Below are 20,271 nucleotides of genomic sequence, written 5' to 3' on the forward strand. Positions count from 1 at the left end.
CCCGATCAGCGCTCTGTTCCCGGTATGAGCCAGACAACAGATAGGCGGCCACGTACTGCTAAACGATATATTGAAATATATATTGTGAAACTATAATGTAAAGCTTTGCTTATTTCACAGGACCCATCGTGAACCCATCTTTCGATATTGAGACGCTTCGGCAGTCTGCTTCCGAGGCATGCGCCCTGCTCAAGGTGCTGGGTAATGCTGACCGGCTTTTGATTCTTTGCCAGCTGACCCAGGGCGAGTACTGCGTAGCCGAGCTAGCGGATTCGACGGGTGTTACGCAGCCTACACTCTCGCAACAGCTGACCGTGCTCCGGCAGAACGGTCTGGTCAGCACACGCAGGGAAGGCAAACAGGTGTACTACAGCATCACCAGCGCGAACGCGATGGCAGTCATGCAGGTGCTTTACGAGCTTTACTGTGAGCAACAGCCAAACGGGGAGGAAGCGATATGACAATTGATTGGGCGAACTTTACGCCCTGGGCTTCACTGGCAGGCGGCATGTTGATTGGCCTGGCTGCTGCCATGTTCATCCTGCTTAACGGCCGAATTGCCGGCATCAGCGGGATTGTCGGCGGCCTGCTGCGACCTGCGAAGGGCGATGTGCTCTGGCGGGTGGCATTTATTGCCGGGTTGGTACTGGCGCCGCTGTTGTACCAGAGCGCCTTCACGCTTCCGGCAGTCGAGGTGGACGCCAGCGTGGCAGTACTGATCGCTGCCGGCTTGCTGGTCGGCGTCGGCACGCGTTACGGCTCGGGCTGTACCAGTGGTCACGGCGTGTGTGGGCTGGGACGCCGTTCGCCACGCTCACTGGTTGCGACCCTGGCGTTTATGGCCAGCGGGTTCCTGACTGTGTTCATCGTCCGTCATCTGATTAGCTGAGGCCTGATATGAATATTCTGAGCGCGTTTGTAGTGGGCCTGGTGTTCGGCTTCGGTCTGATCCTGTCGGGCATGACCGATCCGTCCAAGGTGCTGGGCTTCCTTGATATTGCCGGTGTGTGGGACCCCTCGCTGGGTCTGGTGATGGGTGGCGCCATTCTGGTGTCGAGCGTGGCGTTCTTCTTTGCTTCGAAGCGCACTCGAGCCGTGCTGGGCGAGGAAATGCGTATCCCGACTGCTACTCAGATCGACCGACGTCTGGTGCTGGGCGGTCTGGCTTTCGGTGCGGGTTGGGGATTGGCGGGGTATTGCCCGGGGCCGGCGGTGGCATCGCTGTTCACCGGTATGGTTGAGCCGGTCATATTTGTTTCAGCGATGCTGGCGGGTATGGGGATTTATGAACTGCATTCGCGGATGACCGCCGGTTCGGCCCGCCAGTAACGGCGGGTTTGTTCCGCACGTCAGCAGGCGGCTCGCGATGGTGCGCCTGCAGACTCGCGGTTCAGTCCTTCTGTACCGGCAAGCTGGCGGCATTCCAGGCTATCCAGGAACCCGGCGTATTGGCGACCTTCTGGAAGCCTTCTCGTTTCAGGATGCTTGCTGCTATGGATGCGCGGTAGCCGGAGCCGCAATAGGTGACCGTGGTCTTGTCCCGATCAAGGCCATCGAGTTGCTCCGCCAGATGGGCAACGAAGATATGCTTGGCACCGGGCACGCGTCCATTGGCCAGCTCGCTCGGGCTGCGTACATCGAGCACCTGCACGTCAGCCTCTTCGCGGCGGGCGTCCAGTTCATGGACGGTCCACTCCCCAATCTGCTCCAGCGGCAGGGCGGCGTTCTGCCAGTCGGTCATGCCATTGCGCAGATAGCCTCTGACATCATCCAGACCGATGCGGTAGAGCTGCATGATGGCCTGCTGGACGTCATCGGCTGATTCGCCAATCAATAACATGGGGCGCTCAGCGTCGAGCATCCAGCCTGCCCAGTTGATGAACTCGTTACGCAGGGCTATGTTGATCGCGCCGGGCACATGCCCGCCGCCAAACGCCAGAATGGAGCGGATATCGACGATCTGCACGCCATCCTGCCCCGCGATTTTCTGAAACGCCTGAGGGGAAAGGGGCGGGGGCAGGGCGGGGCCGTCCATGCTGGCGCGCTTGGTGTTGGTCTTTTTCAGCCGCGCGTAGTGGCGAGGCGGCTCCGGCATGTCCTTGAGTAGCCAGTCGATGAACTCCTCTTCGCTGCGTTGTTCGCGCAATGCCGGATTGAACAGTAATTCGTTACCGAGGGTGGAATGCTGACGGTCGCCAATCGACTTGCCGCATGCCGATCCCGCTCCGTGACAGGGATACATCTCGACGCGTTCTCCGAGCGGTAGATACCCGTTCATCAGGGTATCGAACAGTTTCGCGGCCATTTTTCGCTCACTGCCATCGCCGAGCAGATCGGGCCGGCCGACGTCCAGGTTGAATAGGGTGTCGCCAGTGAACAGAGCGAAGGGCTGATCGCCCTGCTGACTGTCGAACAGAAGCAGGGAAATGTGCTCAGGCGTGTGACCCGGGGAGCGCATCACCTGCAGACGGACCTGACCCAGCTCGAAATTCTCCCCGCCACTGACCTGGCGCAGCTCGAACTCGTAGGCATCCGAGCGCCCGCCAATGAGTTCGGCACCGGTTTGCTTCGCGAGGGCCTGCGCGCCGGATACAAAATCAGCATGGATATGGGTTTCGATCACATAGGCGATGCGCAAACCACGCTCCCTGGCCATGCGCAGATACACATCGATATCCCGTCTGGGATCAATGACCGCCGCGACGGCGGCCTTGCTGTCACCCACCAGATAGGAAAGCTGGGCTAATCCGTCGGTATACACGCGCTCGAATACAAGCATGGTTATCTCCTTCGGTTAATCGCTCTTGTTTGAATGGGACAGGCCGGGCACCGATAGTTCGGTCCGCAGGCCATCTCAGTCGGCTGGCTGCAGCCCGACGATGAACTCCACTTGCAAACCGTCAACCAGCGACACGAAGCGCAGCTCGCACTCGCAGCGTTCAGCGATGGCCTTGACGATGGATAGACCGAGCCCGCTGCCGTCACCGTCGCTGTTGCGCCAGAAGCGCTCGGTGATCTGCTCCAGCTTGTCGGCAGGGATGCCCGGCCCGTAGTCCCTGACCCTGAAGCAAACCTTGTTGACATCCTGGACGGTAAGCGTGAGTTCAACACTGGTGCCGACGCAGGTATGGCGGCGCGCGTTGTCCAGCAGGTTGCGCAGCGCTGCGATCGCCAGCACCGGGGGCAAGGCGATGAACCTGTCCGGGATGTCCTCAGCAATGATCAGCTCCACCGGCGCGCCCTGTTGCTGGTTGGCGTCGGCAAGCGCGGTGTGCGCAACATTGATCGGCAGGCAGCGCAGGCCATCATCGAAGGACACGCGCCCTTCAACCCGCGCCAGCATTAACAGCTGCTCAAGCGTGCGGTGCATGCGGTCAGCGCCGGTCTCGGCCTGAATCAAGGCTTGCCGGGAACGCTCGCCGGTGGTCATCGAGGCCACCTGCAGGTGCGTTTTGATCGCCGTAAGGGGGCTACGCAATTCGTGCGCGGCGTCATCGGTCAGGCGCCGTTCGCGTTCGATGGTCTGAGCGAAGCGTTGGAATAACTGGTTCTGCGTTGCGACCAGCGGCGCCAGTTCGGCGGGTAGCGGCTCGATACGCAGCGGCTCGACTGAATCCGCGCTGCGCTCGGCCAGTGCGGTGCGAATACGCCGCAGGGGCGCGAGTCCGTTACTCACCCCAAACCACAGCACGATCAGGCTCCCCAGCAAGGCAAACAGGACCGGGACGGCAGCGGCGAGCAGCACCGAGCGTTGGAGTGTGTCGCGTTCGTCGAGCCGGTCGGCGGTAGTGATGCGCATGCCGTTCTGAACCAGTGTGAAGCTGCGCCAGGCCGTATCGCCAACCATCTGATCGCGGAAGCCGACTTGCTGAGCGTCGAGTACAGAATCCGGCGAGGAGTGGCTGCGCGCAATGACCTCTCCGCGCAATGAGCTGACCTGGCAGGCGAGGCCGTTCTCTTTGCCCAGCTGTTCGGCGCGCAGTCTGGTGACGCCGCCTTCGGTGAGTTCGGGCTGGGGCAGCTGGATCAGTAATCCGGCGACCATGCGGGCGGAGGCGGCCAGCCGCTGATCCAGCGACAGCATCAGCTGGTTGCGCACATCGAACAGCATCCAGGCGGCTGCCAGGCTCCATAACAATACGAAGGCCGAGCCCAGCGTAATGACCAACCGCAGCCTCAAACTCATGAGGCGGAATGATCCGATGAATGCCCCGCCGGCCCCAGGCGATAGCCGAGGCCGCGTACGGTCTCGACAATGCCGCCACCCAGCTTGCGGCGCAGATGATGGATATGCACGTTCAAGGCGTTGCTCTCGACCTCGTCGCTTAATCCGTACACCGCGTCTTTCAGTTGCTCGGCCGAGAGTACGCGGCCGGGGTTCTGCAACAGTGCCTGCAAGAGCGACTGCTCGCGGCGTGATAGCTCAATCGACTCGCCATTGAAGGTGGCGGTGCAGGCTGCCGGATCGTAGGTCAGCCGGCCATGTTCGATCAGGTGGCTGCTACGCCCGGCGGCGCGGCGCAGCAGGGTGTGCAGACGTGCGGCCAGTTCGCGCAGGTCGAAGGGTTTGATCAGGTAATCATCAGCGCCTGCCTGCAAACCCGCGACGCGCTCGGTTACCGCATCGCGGGCGGTCAGGATCAATACGGGCAATTCAACACCGCGTCGGCGCAGGCGCTGCAGAAGTTGCAAGCCATCCTCATCGGGCAACCCGAGATCCAGAATCATCACGTCGACCTCTGCGTTACGCAGCGTGGCATCAGCATGCGCGGCCGTAGCCGCGTGCGTTACCACAAAGCCCTGGGCTCCAAGCCCGGCAGTGACGCCGCTGGCAATGAGTGCGTTGTCTTCGGTGAGCAATACGTGCATGGGACGGTTCGTTGAAAGTATATGGGATGTGTACTCCGCCAGGATTAACGGAGCGTTATGAGCATAGCACCCGGGCGGGTGGCGTTTGGCTTGCCGGGTGGGCCGGTGCGCAATACTGGCCGCGATCCGCTGACGTTAATCGCCAGTTAATCCCGGATCGCCATGCTCCGCTGGACTGTTTACCGGGTAGGGATCTATGCGCGCGATCGTTTTTTTACTGGTGTCATGTGTCTGGCTGCTGCAGACAGCAAACGCCTCGCTATTTTCAAGCGGCGGGCAGCAAGAGGATTTTCTGCCTGTGGATCAGGCATTTGAGCTGCATGTCGAGCCGCAGGAGGAGGGCGGAACGCTGGTTCGGTGGGATATCGCGCCCGGGTATTACCTGTATCAGGAGCGTCTCAGTTTCGGCGGCCTGGATGCCGATTCTCAACCCACCTTGCCGCCGGGCGAGCCTTACACCGATGAGTTTTTTGGCGACTCGCAAATCTACCGGGGCAGTCTGGAAGTGGTCATTCCGCAAGCGGCCGCCAACTCCATTGAGCTTGGCTGGCAGGGCTGTGCGGACGCCGGCTTGTGCTACCCGCCGCAGTCGAAACAGGTCAGTCTGGACGGTGCAGGGCCGGCGAGTGCGTCGGGTTCGGTCCAGGCCGATGACGAAGCACTGGTCAGTGGCCTGCAGCAACAGGCGCTGTGGCTGAGCCTGCTGGTTTTCTTCGGTCTGGGCTTGCTCCTGGCCTTTGCACCCTGTTCGCTGCCGATGCTGCCGATTCTTGCGGGGATTGTCGTCGGTAGCGGGGCGACGCCGCGGCGCGGCTTTGCCCTGGCGATTGCCTATGTCGTCAGCATGGCGCTGGTATATGCCGCACTCGGCGTTGTAGCCGCATTGCTTGGCGCCAATCTGCAGGGTCTGCTGATGCAGCCCTGGTTGATCGCGAGCTTTGCCGGGCTGTTCATATTGTTGTCCCTGCCCATGTTCGGCTTCTTCGAGCTGCAACTGCCGGCTAGCCTGCGCGATCGCCTGGAGAATGCCGGGCGCAAGCGCAAGGGCGGCAGCCTCGCGGGTGCCGGTGTGTTGGGCGTGCTCTCCGGTTTGCTGGTCGGACCCTGCATGACCGCGCCCCTGGCTGCGGCGCTGTTATATATCGCGCAAAGCGGCAATGCCATACACGGCGGGTTGGTGTTGTTCGCGCTGGGCCTGGGTATAGGCACGCCGCTGGTGTTGCTGGTCACGCTGGGCAACCGCTTTCTGCCCAAACCGGGCGCATGGATGGACCGCGTCAAGGTGTCCTTTGGCTTCCTGTTCCTGATTGCAGCGCTCTATGTACTGCGGCCGCTGCTGTCGGACTCGCTATGGGTAGGGCTGTGGGGCGCGCTGTTGGTGGTGTTGGCCAGCGGTCTGCTGCAGCTGGCGCGTGAGCTGCAGAAGCACAAAGCGTTGAGCCGGGCGGTTGCATCGCTGGCGGGTATCTGGGGGATCGCCATGTTGCTCGGCGCTGCCGGCGGCGCGCATGACCCCTTACGTCCGCTGGCGATATTCACCGGTGGTGTGGCGACCGTTCAGGCTGGTGAGATGGGCGAAGGGTATGTCGGCTTTAGCGAGCCGGCCGTGCTCGACAGTGAACTCGCAGCCGCCAAAGCGGCCGGACAATGGGCGCTGGTCGATTACTACGCTGACTGGTGCGTGTCCTGCAAGGTGATGGAGCGGGAGGTGTTTGGTAATGCCGAGGTGCAAGCGGCCCTTGAAGACGTGCGCATCCTGCGGCCCGACGTCACAGACACCAACGCAGCCTCCCGGGAGCTGCTGGGTCGCTATCAGGTAATGGGTCCGCCGACGCTGCTCTGGATCGGGCCTGACGGCGTGGAGCGACGCTCGCAGCGCATCACCGGCGAAGTGGATGCCAGACAATTTCTGGCCAACTGGAATGAAACAATGGAGCGCGGCTGATGTTGACGATGAATGTAGGTCCGCTCGCATTGGCCGTGCCGCACATCATATTAATGGTGAGCTTGCTGCTTGCGACGCTGACCGGTTGGTGGGTCGGGCGCCGCAGCAAGCTCAACCCTGAGGCGCAACTGTTCAAGTTGTTGCTGGTGGCACTGCTGGTCGCGCGCCTGGCATTCGTGGTGGTGTATTTCGAACACTTTCGGGATGAACCCTGGGGCGTAATCGACATCCGCGATGGCGGCTTCATCGCCTGGCCGGGCGTAGTGGCGGCGGTGTTGCTGGGGGCGTGGCTGGCGTGGCGCGAACAGACGCTGCTCAAACCGCTGGGGTCGGCGATGGCTGTGGGCGTGCTGGTCTGGGGCTTCAGCAGCTTCGTGTTGCATGCGTTCGAGCAGGGCACCCAGCTACCGGAACTGGCGCTGCGCGACAACCAAGGCGCTCCGGTCGCGCTGGATGACTATATCGGCAAGCCGCTGGTGATCAACCTCTGGGCAACCTGGTGCCCGCCGTGTCGCAGGGAAATGCCGGTGCTGGCCGACGCCCAACACAACGAACCCGAGCTGACGTTTCTGTTCGTCAATCAGGGCGAGGGTGAGCGGATTATTGGCGAGTTCCTGGCCTCGGAGGGGCTGGGTCTGGATAACGTGCTGCTGGATACCGGTGGGCAGTTGGGCCAGAAGATTGGCTCGGCCGCGCTGCCGACAACGCTTTTTTACGACGCCGAAGGTCGCCAGGTGAGTAGCCACCTCGGTGAGCTGTCGCGGGCCAGCCTGGCGCGCGAACTGGATAAACTCAAAATGGATGCTCAACCATGAAACACACTTTTCCGATGTCCCTGATTGTCTCTGCTGTTGCCATGTTATCTGCGCCGCTGGGTGTCGCCGAGGAGCTGCCCGCTGCGGTCAAGGCCGTCGAGGCCCGGGGCGCTGAAATCGTCGGCAGCTTTGATGCACCGGGCGGGCTCAAGGGATATGCCGCCCGATTTAACGGCCAGGGCGTTTCCCTGTACCTGACGCCGGACGGGGAGCATGTGCTGGTGGGCACCCTGGTCAATACTCAGGGCGAAGACCTGAGCCGTCCGCAGCTGGAGCAACTGGTCTATGAGCCAATGGGTAAGGAAATGTGGCAGCGTCTGGAAGACAGCACCTGGATTGCGGATGGCTCTGCGGACGCGCCGCGCATCGTCTACATGTTCTCCGACCCGAACTGTCCGTTCTGCAACATGTTCTGGGAACAGGCGCGCCCCTGGGTCGAGGCGGGCGATGTGCAGGTTCGTCACGTCATGGTGGGTATGCTGCGCCCGGATAGCGCAGGCAAATCCGCAGCGCTGTTAGCCGCTGATAACCCGGAGCAGGCACTCAATGAACATGAGGCGGCGGGCAAGGCCAGCACGCTCAAGGCAATGAAGAATATCCCCGCTGACCTGGACGAACAGCTACAGGCGAACCTGGCGTTGATGGGCGAGATGGGCGCCTCTGCTACGCCGGCCATTTACTTCATGGATGAGAACAACCGGTTGCAGCAACAGCAGGGTGCACCGCAGCCCGACACGCTGAATAAGATCATGGGGCCGCTGTCGGGAAATCAGTAATCGAGCTTAAGTTCTTACGGACGCGCTGCGGCCGATCACGCGGCGGCGCCGCTGTCGTCCGGCTCATCACGCAGCAGCAGGCGGGTACCGAACACCACGCCGCCGGCCATGTATATCAAACCACCCCAGGCGGCCATCAATATGCCGCCAAATCGCTGGTCCTCCAGCTGCTCGAAGCCAAAGGCACCGAGGCAGAGGTCGGCGGGGTAGATGAGCGCAGGCGCGAGAATCAGCAGCATGCCCAACATGGTCATATGTACGAAGCTGAAGAAGAACCCTATCACAGTTGTGCTCGCCGCTGCCTTTGAGCGGGCCGCGAAGCCCAGCAACCAGACGGCCAGGCCGGCAACCAGAAAGCTGAGCTGCTGTACGACAAAGACGGATACGTGACGCGCGGCGGCTTCATGTAGCGCGGGTGCATGCCAGCCCCAGACGACGATCATTTCTACAGAGAACGCCAGGATCGCCCAGCCGCGAAGATTGCGCATGCCGTCCAGCTGAACGCCAGCGCGGGACAGCCCCAGCGCCAGGAGCGGGGCGACCAGCGCAACGATACCCAGGTGCAGCAGCATATGCGCAGAAAACGCCGTGCGACTCATTGCAGGTAAAGGACCAAGCCAGAAGCCGGCCAGCAGCAGAAAGCCCAACGTGAGTGGCCACGATTCGCGGATGGCTCTCATTGATGATCTCCGGCGGAGCGGGGCAAGGCGTCGGCGATTTCGCGGGCCATGGCGTTCGTATCCATCTGCTGGGTGAAGTGCTTGACCAGCTCGCCATCCGGACCGATCAGGTACATCACAGCGCTATGATCCAGCGTATAGGAATCGCCCATAGGCACCTTCCTGGCATAAACACGGTACGCGTCGGATATAGCGTCTATCTGTTCGGGTGTGCCGGTCAAACCCAGAATGCGCGGATCGAAATGCCGGGTGTAGTCGGACAGTATCTCAGGCGTGTCGCGCTCGGGATCCAGGGTGATGAATAAAGGTTGTAACTGCCCGGCTTGCTGGTCGAGCGTTCGCAGAATTGCGGCTACTCTTGTGAGCGCCGTTGGGCAGACATCAGGGCAGTGGGTGAAGCCGAAAAACATCAAGGTCCACTGACCGCGGAAGGTTTGCTCGGTAACGGTTCGGCCGGTGGGATCACGTAGTTCGAAGGGGCCGCCAATGGCTGCACCTTCGGCGATGGCAACCGAGGCGGGCGTGCGGGCAGGCCACGCCAGGTAAGCGACCGGCAAACCGGAGGCTAACAGAAGGATGCCAAGCCCACAGGCGATCAGAGTCTTGTTCAACGGCTAACAACCAGCGTCAGAAGAATGAATGCATGCCAGTTGAGTCCATTGCGGCCGGAAAGTTTGCCAGGTGCGCCAGCCTGCGCCATTTGACCAGGTTAGCGGAACCCTTTCATCCAAGCCTGGTCGCAGCATGGGTATACCTGCGGATCATCCGGGGTGCTCGCATAACGAACAAAGGAGTGATCGGTGAATTATAAAAGCATAAGCGACGTGACGACTCTCATGAACTACGGTGCCGGCAAGCTGCCCGCGGATGTGGATTTGATTGTTGGTACGAGTCGCTACGGAATGCTTCTGGCGGACATTGTTTCGCTGAAGCTGAACCTGCCCCACACCAGCCTTGATGCCTTCCTGCGTAACGATAAGGTAACGCCTGCCAACACGGCTGCCAGCTCGCTGGCCCGGTGCTGGGATGCGAAAAAAATTCTGGTCGTGGACGATGTTCACAATGAGTCAAAACCCATCCGCAAGGTGGCGACAGAAATGGCCAGGCTGTTTTCCGGAAAGGTGATCACTCTGATCGCTTTTCCCGAGAAGGCCGAGGTTAATCAGGCTGACCATCATCTTGACGTCGTCGACAGCCCACGGGTCTTCGAATGGAACATGATGCATGATCCGCTTATCAATAATGCCTGCCTGGATATCGACGGCGTGCTTTGCCTCGATCCGACCGTTGCGGAAAACGACGATGGCGAGAAGTATCTGCAGTTTCTGAACAACACGCTGCCATTGCACATTCCTTCCCAGCCGGTCGCTCATCTGGTGACCAGCCGGTTGGAGAAATACCGCGAACAAACCGAGCAGTGGCTGGAGCGCCAGGGGGTTCGATACGGGCAGTTGCACATGTTGAATCTGCCCTCGGCGGCGGAGCGGCAGCGGTTGCGTATTCATTATCGGTTCAAGGCCGAAGTCTATCGTAGCCTGCCGGACTCTGTGCTGTTTATCGAGAGTGAGAAGGCGCAGGCGGTGGGTATCATGGAAGCAGCCGGTAAGCCGGTGTTCTGTGTGGAAACCAATCGTATGTATGTGCCTGGCATGGCGTTTCATCCGGATGATGCGCAATCGAGGGGCGGGCTGTTGGAAAAGATCAGGCAGCTCAAGTACCGCCTTGGCCTGATGTTGAGCCGGCAAGCGTCTCCCACCGCCGCAACACGCATTACCTGACCCTCCGCATCCCGCATTTCTTTGGCTTCGGCCGGGCAGTGCTTGCCCGGCCATAACCTGCTCCGGCCGCTTTGCACGTTTCGTACTAGGATAAGGTAGGCGTTTCGCTCTTTATATGTGGGAGTGGAGCGGCATATCTCACAGTTGAATTCTGACGGTGTCACCTAAGGGGGCTCGATGGATTGGCGAGGCAGACGACGTAGCAGCAATATCGAAGATCGGCGTGGTCAACCCTTGCGGGGCGGAGCAGGCGGGGGCGGGCTGCTGCTGTTGTTGCGGTTTTTGCCGATGATGCTGCGTAGCAAGATCGGCCGCATCGTATTGGCGTTGGGTGTGGTCGCGTTTATCGGCGCGCGGATGCTGGGCATCGATCTGCTGCAGTTTGTCGACGGTGGCGCATCCAATGTCGCCCAGGCACCGCGCGAACTCACCCCGCAGGAACAGGAGCTTTCCGACTTTGTTTCGGTGGTGCTGGCGGATACCGAAGAAACCTGGAACGGCATTTTTGCCGCTGCAGGCGAAAACTATCAGGAACCCACCCTCGTGCTGTTCTCCGATCGTGTGAATTCTGCTTGCGGTACCGCCAGCTCGGCGGTCGGTCCCTTCTATTGTCCTGGCGATAATCAGGTTTACCTCGACCTGACCTTCTTCCGTGATCTCAAGCAACAGCTCGGCGCGCCCGGGGATTTTGCCCAGGCATATGTCATTGCGCATGAAGTCGGGCATCACGTGCAGAACCTGCTCGGCATCAGCGCCAAGGTTCGTAGCGCCGGTCAGGGCAGAAGCCAGGCCGAGGTGAATGAGCTGTCGGTACGCCAGGAATTGCAGGCTGATTGCTTCGCCGGCGTATGGGGTTATAGCGCTAACGAAGAGCGCCAGTTATTGGAAGAGGGCGATCTGGAGGAAGCGCTCAGGGCTGCCTCGGCCATCGGTGATGACAGGTTGCAGAAGCAGGCGGGGCAGGATGTGGTGCCGGACAGTTTCACCCATGGCACCTCCGAGCAGCGCATGTCGTGGTTCCGTCGCGGCTTCGAGAGCGGCGATATCTCACAATGTGATACGTTCTCGGCGGCGCTGGGCGGCTGACCGAAGCGGAAAATGCTGGCGCGCATGGCCGCGCCAGCTGGCTGATCAGAAAGCCTTGGAAAGCGTGATCGAACCAAACTCGTCATGCTGGTGCTGGTCAGTGAACTCCTTGGTGCGCCATACCTGGGCCAGGGCCAGCTGCCAGTTGCTCAGGGTAAAGGCTAGCCCGACCTTGGCATCGCCCACCCATTCCTCTCGATCCACGGAATGGCTGTCTGTCCAGGTGTTGCCGTCCAGCAACATGTTCTGCGCCATGTAGCGTCCTTCGAGGTCGGCAAAAACGTACCAGCTCACACCGTTACCGGAAGTGAAATATTCACTGCCGCTGCGCCCAGGCGTAACCGAGGGCACGCTGAAGCTGCGATCCAGCCGATGCCCGAAGCGAAACCCAAGCCCGGCGGAGGCGTAGGTATACAGGTTGCCGAGCGTAAAGCCGGCACTGGGGCCGTATTCGAAATCCAGCCCCAGCAGGTTGTTCTGTTTCCACCAGCGCTGATCGTAGCCCAGGTTGATAAAGGGCTCGTTTTCCAACTGATGTTCCCAGCCCATCGGTTCATCGCTGTCGGTAACCTTGTGTACGGCGCGCTGGATCTTCTCGGCGCCGGCTGCGGGTCCTACCATGCCCGCATCAAGGTGCAAGCCGCGGGCCTTGCGCCATCCGTCCAGCTGTTCATTGGTAAATATCGAGGTGCCGAGGAAGAACAGCCCGGCGTAGGGCCGGTCATTGATAATCCGGCGTCGGTAGTTGATGTCAAAGGGCGTATAGATCTGATGGCCGCCACGGTAGGACACGTTGGCTACCTCGCTTCCGGACCAACCGGGCAGCGAGTCGGCGAGCCGGCGTGACCAGTGCTGTTGCTCCGGCTGGAATGACCAGAAGACCTCGAAACCGTTGCTGTAATGGCCGTCGCTATTGCGTGAAAAGGCGTCGTTTTCCACCTTGAGCGACAGCGTATCGGCAACCGCAGACGCTTGTAGCGCCCCACAGGCGAGACCAACGATCAGAAACTTCCGGGCATTCGTCACTGGCATATCCAACTCCTGGAACAAGGAATACTGATAGAAGGATGCGGCGAACAAGGGGAGGCCAGGAGAAGCTCCAGCGGGGCGAATGCGCCGTTATGAATTATCTCGGCCGCTGCGCTGCGTCCATTCCATGGACCTCTGGCGAGGCGGGTTGTTCAGCCGGAACTCTCAGCCTGCACACACCGTCCCAATTCGTGTAACAGCAAAGTAGATGCGGCTAAGCGAATCCTGGGAGCGTAACGATGAAGTTCATCTTTGAGGTGCGAATGAAACCCGGCTACACAGTCGAGGAATACGCGGATGCCTGGATTCGCGCCAGCGAAGTTATCCAGCAGACACCCGGCGCGCTGGGCACGCGCCTGCATCGCAAGATTGGTGAGCCGGATACGCTGCTGGCGATCGCCAGCTGGGAGTCCAAGGCTGCGCGGGATGCCAAGGACGATCGACGCGACGAGATGGTGCGCGGCATTCTGGAAAAACACGCCAGAAATTGCGAGATAACCATTATTGGTGAGTTTGAAGAGCCTGAATGGGAGGTGCTGCCGGGACACGGCCGCGCGGCTGATACAGGCTCACTGGGCTGATACCAGACAGTGACGTCATGCAACATTAGCGAGCCTGTCTGACTTGCGCTGTATAAGGGCGGATTCCCGGCGGTACTGCGGGTCAGTGTCAATTGACGGTCACTTCGCTTCGTGCCAGTTTCTAATGTCCAATACAACGAGGAGTGCCCCATGCAGGCCCCTGATGAAATGATCAATGGACGTCTCGCAAGCGAAATCCTGGAAGCTCTGCCTGCCCGAATCAGTCACCGCCCTTTGCAATGGGCTGAAGAAACGCCGGATGCCGAAGCCATTGTTGATTCCGAGGCTCGCTGGTCCTATGCCGAACTGGCCCAGGCTATCGCATCCACACGCCAGCTCCTGCTTGATTATGGGGTCCGCCCCGGCGACCGGATCATGGTGGTCAACGAGAACTGCAGGGCGCTGGTGGCGCTGATATTCGCGGCCAGTGAGCTGGATGTCTGGTGTGCCGTGGTCAGCTCGCGCCTGTCCGACAACGAAATCGACGCCATCGCCGCCAGTTGTGATCCCCGGCGTCTGATCTATACCACCGCCACTTCGCCTGACGCACGGCACCATGCCAACCGTCATGGGGCGTCCTACCTGAAGCGCGAAGACATCGGCGAGATTGCGCTGGGCCCGCTGAATGAAGATGCCGAACCGAAGCCTGTGGTGGCCGACCCGGCAGCCCAGGTGGCAACCATGATATTCACCTCGGGCACCACCGGAACGCCCAAGGGCGTCATGCTCACTCACCGCAACATGTTATCCATTGCATCCGTTGCCAGTGGCCTGCGTGGTTTTTCACCCGCCGACCGGGTTTATGCGGTTCTGCCCATATCCCATGTTTTCGGGTTGAATTCGGTCTTTCTGGGCTCGCTCTACGCGGGCGCAACCTTATATCTGACTGAGCGCTTTGATCCGTCGCGTCTGAGGCAAGTGTTGGCGCGTGAGAACATCTCGGTGCTGCAGGGCGTACCAGCGATGTTCCAGCGCTTTCTCGAGCACCTGAACGCAAATCAGCTGGAACTCATGGCTCCGAACCTGCGATATATTTCGGTCGGTGGCGCGCCACTGGATCCCGGCGTCAAGCACCGGATCGAGGCCGCTTTCGGCCTGCCGCTGCACAATGGCTATGGGCTGACGGAGGCATCTCCGACCATTTCCCAGACGCGCATGGGCGAGCCTCTGGCTGACACCTCCTGCGGCCGCTTGTTGCCGTTACTGGAGTATCGCTTGCAAGGCGATGATGGTGCCGAGATTCCTGCGGGCGAGGTAGGTGAACTATGGATCCGCGGACCTAACGTGATGAAGGGTTACTACCGCCGCCCGAAGGAAACGGCTGAAGTCCTGCTCCCGGACGGTTGGCTCAACACGGGGGATCTGGCCCGCGTCGATGGCAACGACCACTTGCATATTGTCGGCCGGACCAAAGAGTTGATCATCCGCTCGGGATTCAATGTCTACCCGCCGGATGTTGAAGCGGTGCTTACGCAGCATCCCGACGTGACGCTTTCGGCTGTCGTGGGCCGGGCGGTGCCGGGCAATGAGGAGGTGATCGCCTATGTTCAGCTGGTTCCAGGTAGTACCACCAGCGAAGATCAGATCAAGGCGTTCGCCGCTGAGCGGCTAGCGCCTTATAAACGCCCCGCCAGGATAATCATAATGGACGATCTCCCGGCCACGCCCTCCGGCAAGATCCTCAAGGGCCGGCTCCGGCAGCGCATCGAATCCGAATAGCTGCCGACGCCGGCTTGCTTGACTGTCAGACCGCAAAATGCCTGAGCCGGGCGTTTTGCCACCAAGCGAGCGCTACCGCCGGCACTCCCATTACGGCACTGATCAGTGCCAGCTCCATATTCTCCAGCGGCACGGCGCCACCACCGGGTATCGCCATGGTGATACCGGCGATGATCAGCATGAGCCGTATCGGCCATTGCAAAATAGCATTGAGCGTCAGGTCGCCAACCCACACCAGATAACCCTGCATGGCGCTTGCGATCAGCACCACGCCAACAACGGCCTGTACCAGTACCACCGAGATTTCCGCCCAGCCCCCCTGCAGAATCAGCGCCGGGTTGAGTACGAACAGGAACGGGATAACGTAGATGACGCTGCCCAGGCGCATGGCCTGAACCCCGGTCTCCATGGGCTTGGCGCCTGCTACTGTCGCTGCTGCAAAGGCTCCCAGGGCGACCGGTGGCGTGATAAAGCTCAGCATCCCCCAGTACAGAATGAACATGTGTACCGCCAGCGGATTCATGCCGCCGCCCTGGATCAGCGCTGGCGCCAGGGCCACGGCGAGGAAAATGTACGCTGCGGTTACCGTCATGCCGATCCCCAGCAGGAAGCTGGTCGCCGCGCCCATTGCGAGCAGGATCAGGATATTTCCGCCGGCCAGGTAGATAAGGTCGTTGGCGATGGTGCCCGAGAGGCCGGTTACCGAAAGTGCGCCTACCAGCAGTCCCACGCCTGCGAGTATCGCGATCAGCTCGGAGAACAGTTTGGCTGAGCCGGAGAGGAAGTCTTTCACTTCGGCCCAGCCCCAACGCTGATACGGGAGCAGCTGGTTGATCACCAGAAGCAGGGCAGTGGCATAGAACGGCGCAATGGCTTCCTGGCGCAGTACAAAGAGCATCCAGATGAGAAGAACGAAAACGAATACGAAGTACCAGCCTTCTTTCATGGTCTGCTTCAGGGATGGCAATTCCTCCTGAGGCAGTCCACTTAGCTTGTACTTCGCTGCGTAGGCATCAATCTGAATGAAGAGCCCCAGGAAATACAGCGCTGACGGAACGATCGCCGCCATTGCTATATCGCTGTAGGGAATATTCAGGAAGCTGGCCATGACGAAAGCCGTCGCGCCCATGACCGGAGGCATCAGAACCCCGCCGGTCGAGGCGCAGGCTTCCACACCTGCGGCGTATGAGCGGCTGAACCCGACCCGGCGCATGGCTGGAATAGAGAGCACACCCGTGGTGAGGACGTTGGTAATGACGCTGCCGCTCATCGAGCCCATGAGTCCGCTGGAAAAAATCGAGACTTTGGCAGGCCCGCCGCGGACATGGCCGAGCAGTGCAAAGGCGAGGTTGATGAAGAATTTGCCGCCGCCGGTCTTTTGTAGCGCAACGCCGAACAGCAGAAAGCCGATCACCAGGTTGGCAAAAGACTGCAACGGAATACCCATGATGCTTTCGCGGCTCATGGTGTGATAAATCGCGGTCTGGTCAGGGCTCGAAGGGAAGCCCTGGATCGGTCCGGGCATGATATCGGCGAAGATGGGATAAAGGCTCGCCAGCCCGACGATCAGCGCAATCGGGGTGCCACCGGCCCGCCGTACGGCTTCCAGCACAACCGCCCACATCAGGAAACTCATCACCACGGCATGGTCGGGCGCCGCAAACGCCCAGCCGCGATCGAGGATACGCTCACCGTGGTAGACGAAATAGCCGCAAACAATCAACGCTACGAGATAAAGCAGAACGTCGTACCAGGGCACTCTGTCGCGCGCGGCCCGTGAGCTAATCGGCCACAGCAGATAGACCTGCGGAAGCATCAGCGCCACCACGGCGTAGAAAAACTGGCTTTCAACAGAGGTGATAAAGGAAAAAAAGCCCAGGTTGAGAAGATAATCCAGGGCGGTGACGGTGAGTACCAGCGTGCTGAGCCGCGGTAGCCACGACCATTTCTCGGGGAGTTGCCGGATGCCAGAAACGGCGCCCGCTTCGGCTTCCTGTTCTTTGTGTTCTTGCATAGTTGTTATTGTATCCGGCTGGAATGTAAAGATATTTGGCTACTGGCCTCACCGTCAGGACCGGCCAGCAGCGCAATTAAAGCGCCTTTAACGGAAAACGGGGTTCATTCCCACCGATTCCAGCGCCTTGGCCCGGGCATCCATCCAACCTTGCTTGAACTCATCCTCGTCCCGCGGGGGATTCGCGCCGGTGTAGTCCTTCCATGCCGTCAACAAGGTCTCCTGGCGTTTTACCAGGCCATCCTGATGGTTCTGCATATCATCGGTCCAGTGACCGATTTCCTTATAATACTCAACAACTTCGTCATGGAAAGGGATGACCCACGACATATTCTGGTTCTCAAGCGAATAACCCGCATTGCCCGGCGCGGCGTCCTTGTACTTATCTATGTCTTCGATCAGAACCCGTACCAGGTTGCGCGCCACGCCTTTCTCGAGTTTTTCATTGGCCACATAGATTGGATATGGGTAACTGGCACCCACCCATGGATTGTCATCGTTATAGTTTCCGGCTGCGGCGGTTACTCGGTGAGGTTGAAAATAAGGGGCGACGGCCTGCAGCCGCTTCCAGCCTTCCTTGTCGTCCGGATCCAGAGTAGGCCAGGTTATGCCCCGTGGGCTGGCAGCCAGCTGCTGTGCTGGCGGCGCGACGCTCATGGTAAACGCGGTATCGGACTGGTGGCCGACAATGCCTTCGAAGGCGCGGCCGTATCCTGGAAACTCCACACGCTCAACGTCATCCCAGGTAAGGTTGCCGAAGGCAAGGAAGGCTTCGGTTCCGACATTCAGTGCATCATCACCGCGGACGTAGGAGACTCGCTTGCCTTTGAGATCGGCTGGGGTTTTGACGCCTATGTCACCGGCGACAGCCACACCGAGGCCGAAGCTGGCTGTTGAGGTAATAATGACGCGGATCGGCTGGGGTCCCCAATCAGGACCGGCGAACATCAGTACGCCTTCAAACCCATAGTAGCTGGCGACACCACAGGCGCAGATCGGGACCCTGCCCGTTCGTAGCGGCGTCATGCGAGAAACGTCGTTTTCTCCCGGCAGAATCCTGATCGAGGTCCCGTATTCGTTCTGCAAAAGGTTACCGATGGACACCGCCTGAGTGTACCCGGCGGACCCGGTGCCATAGGCGGTCATCACGAGGGTCTTGGGTAGGGTGATATCGTCGGCAGCGTTAGCCATTCCTATAGCGGTTGCCAGAACCCCGACAATCAATCCTTTTGACATGGTAAGCATGGTGTAACCCCTTATTTAGAGCCTTTACATTATTGTTTTACTATACGGAACGGGGTTCCGCAGCTTCCACATCAAGGTAGTTGAGCCCTCCGCCAAGTGTCAATTGGAATGGCAGGCGTGTCTTCTCCAGCACTTACAGACATTCACAACGGAAATATAGTTGAGCAGTTCAAGCTCGTTAGGTAGATCCCTGATATATCGCTGCTAGAAGGGCGGGCCGACAGAATTCCCGATGCTTATATCTATCCGGTTGGGCTCGGGCTTGCGTTGGCTCAGGGCGGCTCAGCGGCAGTTGCCTGCCTTGCGATAACCGCTGCTCATCGCCTGGGCTTCGCTGGTGAAAATCACCTGGTTCTTGTCGCTTACCCGGTCGTAGCTTGGGCATCCTTTGGGGAGGTGATAGACCTTGCTGCGGCGATTTCCCATCACCGGCAGATTGGCTTCTGGGCGTGGCGTGTTGGAAGTCACCGCGACGCGAATACCGTCGCCGATGTTTTCGCGGCCCACACTCCAGACGCGCTGCCCGGTGACGAATTCGTTATGGTGCCCCATCAGGCGGGCCACCCTCCGATCACGCTCTTCCTCCCGACGAGTCGGCGGGAACTGGCGGTTCCAGACCATCAGCAGTTGCTGTTGCTGACTGGACATGCGCAGATCGTAGCGATCATGCATATAGAAATAGGTCCGGGCAATCTGGCCTTTGATTTCGTCGCGGGGCTGAACCACACGCTGCGGGAAGTCCACTTTGAAGTCGCAAGCACCGTGCTGGTAAGGCGCATCGGGCAGCATGCCGAAGCGGTAGTTGCTGCGGTCGGCATTGGTCTCGCCGATTGAGGGGGCCAGGTTGTGCAGATCTGCCTCCATCACGTTGAAGACGGGATCGCTACGTTTGCAGTTGGACCGCCCACCTTGCTGCCAGCATTGACGTTGCTGGCCAAACAGGGAGGCAGGGACGATATGCTCCCACTCGATGCGTATCGCGCGGGTGTCCTGGGCGCGAATGCTGTAACCGCAACTCTCGAGGTCAACCCGGCCTCCAGAGCGCCCGGCCCATTCCCAATTACACCCACAATAGAAGGTGCCGTGCTGATTCTGGTCCTGATACACCTGCTGGCGGGTCAGGATTTTTGCTGCTTCAAAGGATACGGGTGCCGCGAGGGCCGGGAGCGAGATACAAAGAAAACTCACCACAAAGGTGGCGAAGACAGACAGGCGCGAGTGTTTGAACATGAGGCTGCTTATACGAGGTGTGAGCGGGTGCCAGTGGTACTGCATAGCGGCACTAGCGAAACGGTAAGTGCGCTATTTTAAAGGAGTTTTTCGGAAGGTGCGCAAGAATTTGCGCACTATTATGGCTGTGTAAATTCGGCGTGGAGTTCGTGCGCGGTGCGATGCGCTCTGCATCCGCAGAGAAAACGTTTGTTATCAGAGACTGGTTTTCCTGGGGGTGTAGAGCGGCTGCTCTACGCCGAATTCGCAGCCCATCGAAGCGGTGCATCTAGACCTGTCGGCGCGCAGGCGCACGCCAACCCCAGGAAGCTGCCCGTTGTTCTGAGCAAAAAGCGACAGTCCTGGGATTGCAGAGCGCCTCGCGCCGCGTTCGGACGCGCCGACAGGTCGGCTAAACACGCAAACCCGGCGTAGCGCAGGCGCACTACACCCCCAGGACAACCAACCCCTGAAAACTAGAGTTTTTCCTGGGGTTGGCGTGCGCCTGCGCCGACAGGTCTGCAA

The 20,271-nt window shown here is 60.0% G+C and carries 19 protein-coding genes; 10 read left to right on the forward strand and 9 right to left on the reverse strand.

All coding sequences use genetic code 11. The features are described from left to right. The first annotated feature begins 128 nt into the window (after positions 1-128). From G3M63_RS10060 to G3M63_RS10070, 3 genes are read left to right on the forward strand one after another with little or no spacing between them, the layout of a single operon-like run. Entirely contained in the window at positions 129-461 is a 333-nt protein-coding gene (locus G3M63_RS10060) for a helix-turn-helix transcriptional regulator (protein WP_150301941.1), read from the forward strand. After that, a complete protein-coding gene (locus G3M63_RS10065; protein ID WP_150301940.1) occupies positions 458-889 on the forward strand; it encodes a YeeE/YedE family protein in 432 nt (143 codons plus the stop codon). Before G3M63_RS10060 ends, G3M63_RS10065 begins: the two co-directional genes overlap by 4 nt. Positions 890-897: 8 nt before the next feature. Continuing rightward, positions 898-1,329: a YeeE/YedE family protein gene (locus G3M63_RS10070; RefSeq protein ID WP_150301939.1), complete on the forward strand. Its 432-nt coding sequence runs from the start codon at positions 898-900 to the stop codon at positions 1,327-1,329. Positions 1,330-1,390: 61 nt separating this feature from the next. Here G3M63_RS10070 and G3M63_RS10075 read toward each other — a convergent pair whose 3' ends face one another. The 3 genes from G3M63_RS10075 to G3M63_RS10085 all read right to left on the reverse strand — a co-directional run bounded on the left by G3M63_RS10075 (position 1,391) and on the right by G3M63_RS10085 (position 4,869). Then, a complete protein-coding gene (locus G3M63_RS10075) occupies positions 1,391-2,779 on the reverse strand; it encodes a rhodanese-like domain-containing protein (RefSeq protein WP_150301938.1) in 1,389 nt (462 codons plus the stop codon). 75 nt (positions 2,780-2,854) lie between these two features. Next, positions 2,855-4,186: an ATP-binding protein gene (locus tag G3M63_RS10080; RefSeq protein ID WP_163982971.1), complete on the reverse strand. Its 1,332-nt coding sequence runs from the start codon at positions 4,184-4,186 to the stop codon at positions 2,855-2,857. After that, positions 4,183-4,869: a response regulator transcription factor gene (locus tag G3M63_RS10085; protein WP_150301936.1), complete on the reverse strand. Its 687-nt coding sequence runs from the start codon at positions 4,867-4,869 to the stop codon at positions 4,183-4,185. Before G3M63_RS10085 ends, G3M63_RS10080 begins: the two co-directional genes overlap by 4 nt. A gap of 196 nt (positions 4,870-5,065) precedes the next feature. Between G3M63_RS10085 and dsbD the strand changes: the two genes are divergently transcribed. From dsbD to dsbG, 3 genes are read left to right on the forward strand one after another with little or no spacing between them, the layout of a single operon-like run. Next, positions 5,066-6,814, forward strand: a complete 1,749-nt coding sequence (gene dsbD, locus G3M63_RS10090; protein WP_163982973.1) for a protein-disulfide reductase DsbD — start codon at positions 5,066-5,068, stop codon at positions 6,812-6,814. Then, on the forward strand, positions 6,814-7,629 hold the full coding sequence (locus G3M63_RS10095) for a TlpA disulfide reductase family protein (protein WP_163982974.1): 816 nt from the start codon (positions 6,814-6,816) through the stop codon (positions 7,627-7,629). The genes dsbD and G3M63_RS10095 overlap by 1 nt, the downstream gene beginning before the upstream one ends. Positions 7,630-7,643: 14 nt before the next feature. Continuing rightward, the gene (gene dsbG / locus G3M63_RS10100) at positions 7,644-8,405 is read left to right on the forward strand and encodes a thiol:disulfide interchange protein DsbG (RefSeq protein WP_371923582.1); all 762 of its coding nucleotides are present in this window, start codon (positions 7,644-7,646) and stop codon (positions 8,403-8,405) included. Between the two features lie 35 nt (positions 8,406-8,440). Here the strand turns inward: dsbG and G3M63_RS10105 are convergent, their stop codons facing one another. Both G3M63_RS10105 and G3M63_RS10110 read right to left on the reverse strand, forming a co-directional pair. Then, positions 8,441-9,085: a cytochrome c oxidase assembly protein gene (locus G3M63_RS10105; RefSeq protein ID WP_150301932.1), complete on the reverse strand. Its 645-nt coding sequence runs from the start codon at positions 9,083-9,085 to the stop codon at positions 8,441-8,443. Next, positions 9,082-9,696, reverse strand: coding sequence for an SCO family protein (locus G3M63_RS10110; RefSeq protein ID WP_150301931.1), 615 nt, complete (start codon positions 9,694-9,696; stop codon positions 9,082-9,084). The genes G3M63_RS10105 and G3M63_RS10110 overlap by 4 nt, the downstream gene beginning before the upstream one ends. 189 nt (positions 9,697-9,885) lie before the next feature. Between G3M63_RS10110 and G3M63_RS10115 the strand changes: the two genes are divergently transcribed. Beyond that, the gene (locus G3M63_RS10115) at positions 9,886-10,863 is read left to right on the forward strand and encodes a phosphoribosyltransferase (protein WP_150301930.1); all 978 of its coding nucleotides are present in this window, start codon (positions 9,886-9,888) and stop codon (positions 10,861-10,863) included. Positions 10,864-11,040: 177 nt separating this feature from the next. Beyond that, complete coding sequence (locus tag G3M63_RS10120) at positions 11,041-11,949, forward strand: neutral zinc metallopeptidase (protein WP_150301929.1); 909 nt, start codon at positions 11,041-11,043, stop codon at positions 11,947-11,949. A gap of 45 nt (positions 11,950-11,994) precedes the next feature. Here G3M63_RS10120 and G3M63_RS10125 read toward each other — a convergent pair whose 3' ends face one another. Next, positions 11,995-12,981, reverse strand: coding sequence for a lipid A deacylase LpxR family protein (locus G3M63_RS10125; RefSeq protein WP_150301928.1), 987 nt, complete (start codon positions 12,979-12,981; stop codon positions 11,995-11,997). 236 nt (positions 12,982-13,217) lie between these two features. On the opposite strand from G3M63_RS10125, the gene G3M63_RS10130 reads away from it, so the two are divergent. Then, positions 13,218-13,559: an antibiotic biosynthesis monooxygenase gene (locus tag G3M63_RS10130; protein ID WP_150301927.1), complete on the forward strand. Its 342-nt coding sequence runs from the start codon at positions 13,218-13,220 to the stop codon at positions 13,557-13,559. Positions 13,560-13,709: 150 nt separating this feature from the next. Continuing rightward, positions 13,710-15,278 (forward strand): class I adenylate-forming enzyme family protein, encoded by a 1,569-nt coding sequence (locus tag G3M63_RS10135; protein WP_150301926.1) that lies wholly within the window; start codon positions 13,710-13,712, stop codon positions 15,276-15,278. A 25-nt stretch (positions 15,279-15,303) separates the two neighbouring features. Here G3M63_RS10135 and G3M63_RS10140 read toward each other — a convergent pair whose 3' ends face one another. The 3 genes from G3M63_RS10140 to G3M63_RS10150 all read right to left on the reverse strand — a co-directional run bounded on the left by G3M63_RS10140 (position 15,304) and on the right by G3M63_RS10150 (position 19,767). Further along, complete coding sequence (locus G3M63_RS10140; protein ID WP_150301925.1) at positions 15,304-17,292, reverse strand: TRAP transporter permease; 1,989 nt, start codon at positions 17,290-17,292, stop codon at positions 15,304-15,306. A gap of 87 nt (positions 17,293-17,379) precedes the next feature. Continuing rightward, the gene (locus tag G3M63_RS10145; protein ID WP_150301924.1) at positions 17,380-18,537 is read right to left on the reverse strand and encodes a TAXI family TRAP transporter solute-binding subunit; all 1,158 of its coding nucleotides are present in this window, start codon (positions 18,535-18,537) and stop codon (positions 17,380-17,382) included. A 282-nt stretch (positions 18,538-18,819) separates the two neighbouring features. Continuing rightward, a complete protein-coding gene (locus G3M63_RS10150) occupies positions 18,820-19,767 on the reverse strand; it encodes an endonuclease (RefSeq protein WP_150301923.1) in 948 nt (315 codons plus the stop codon). Between the last annotated feature and the right edge of the window lie 504 nt (positions 19,768-20,271).

It is taken from the genome of Pseudomonas sp. OIL-1 (assembly GCF_010669185.1).
Taxonomy (GTDB): domain Bacteria; phylum Pseudomonadota; class Gammaproteobacteria; order Pseudomonadales; family Pseudomonadaceae; genus Halopseudomonas; species Halopseudomonas profundi.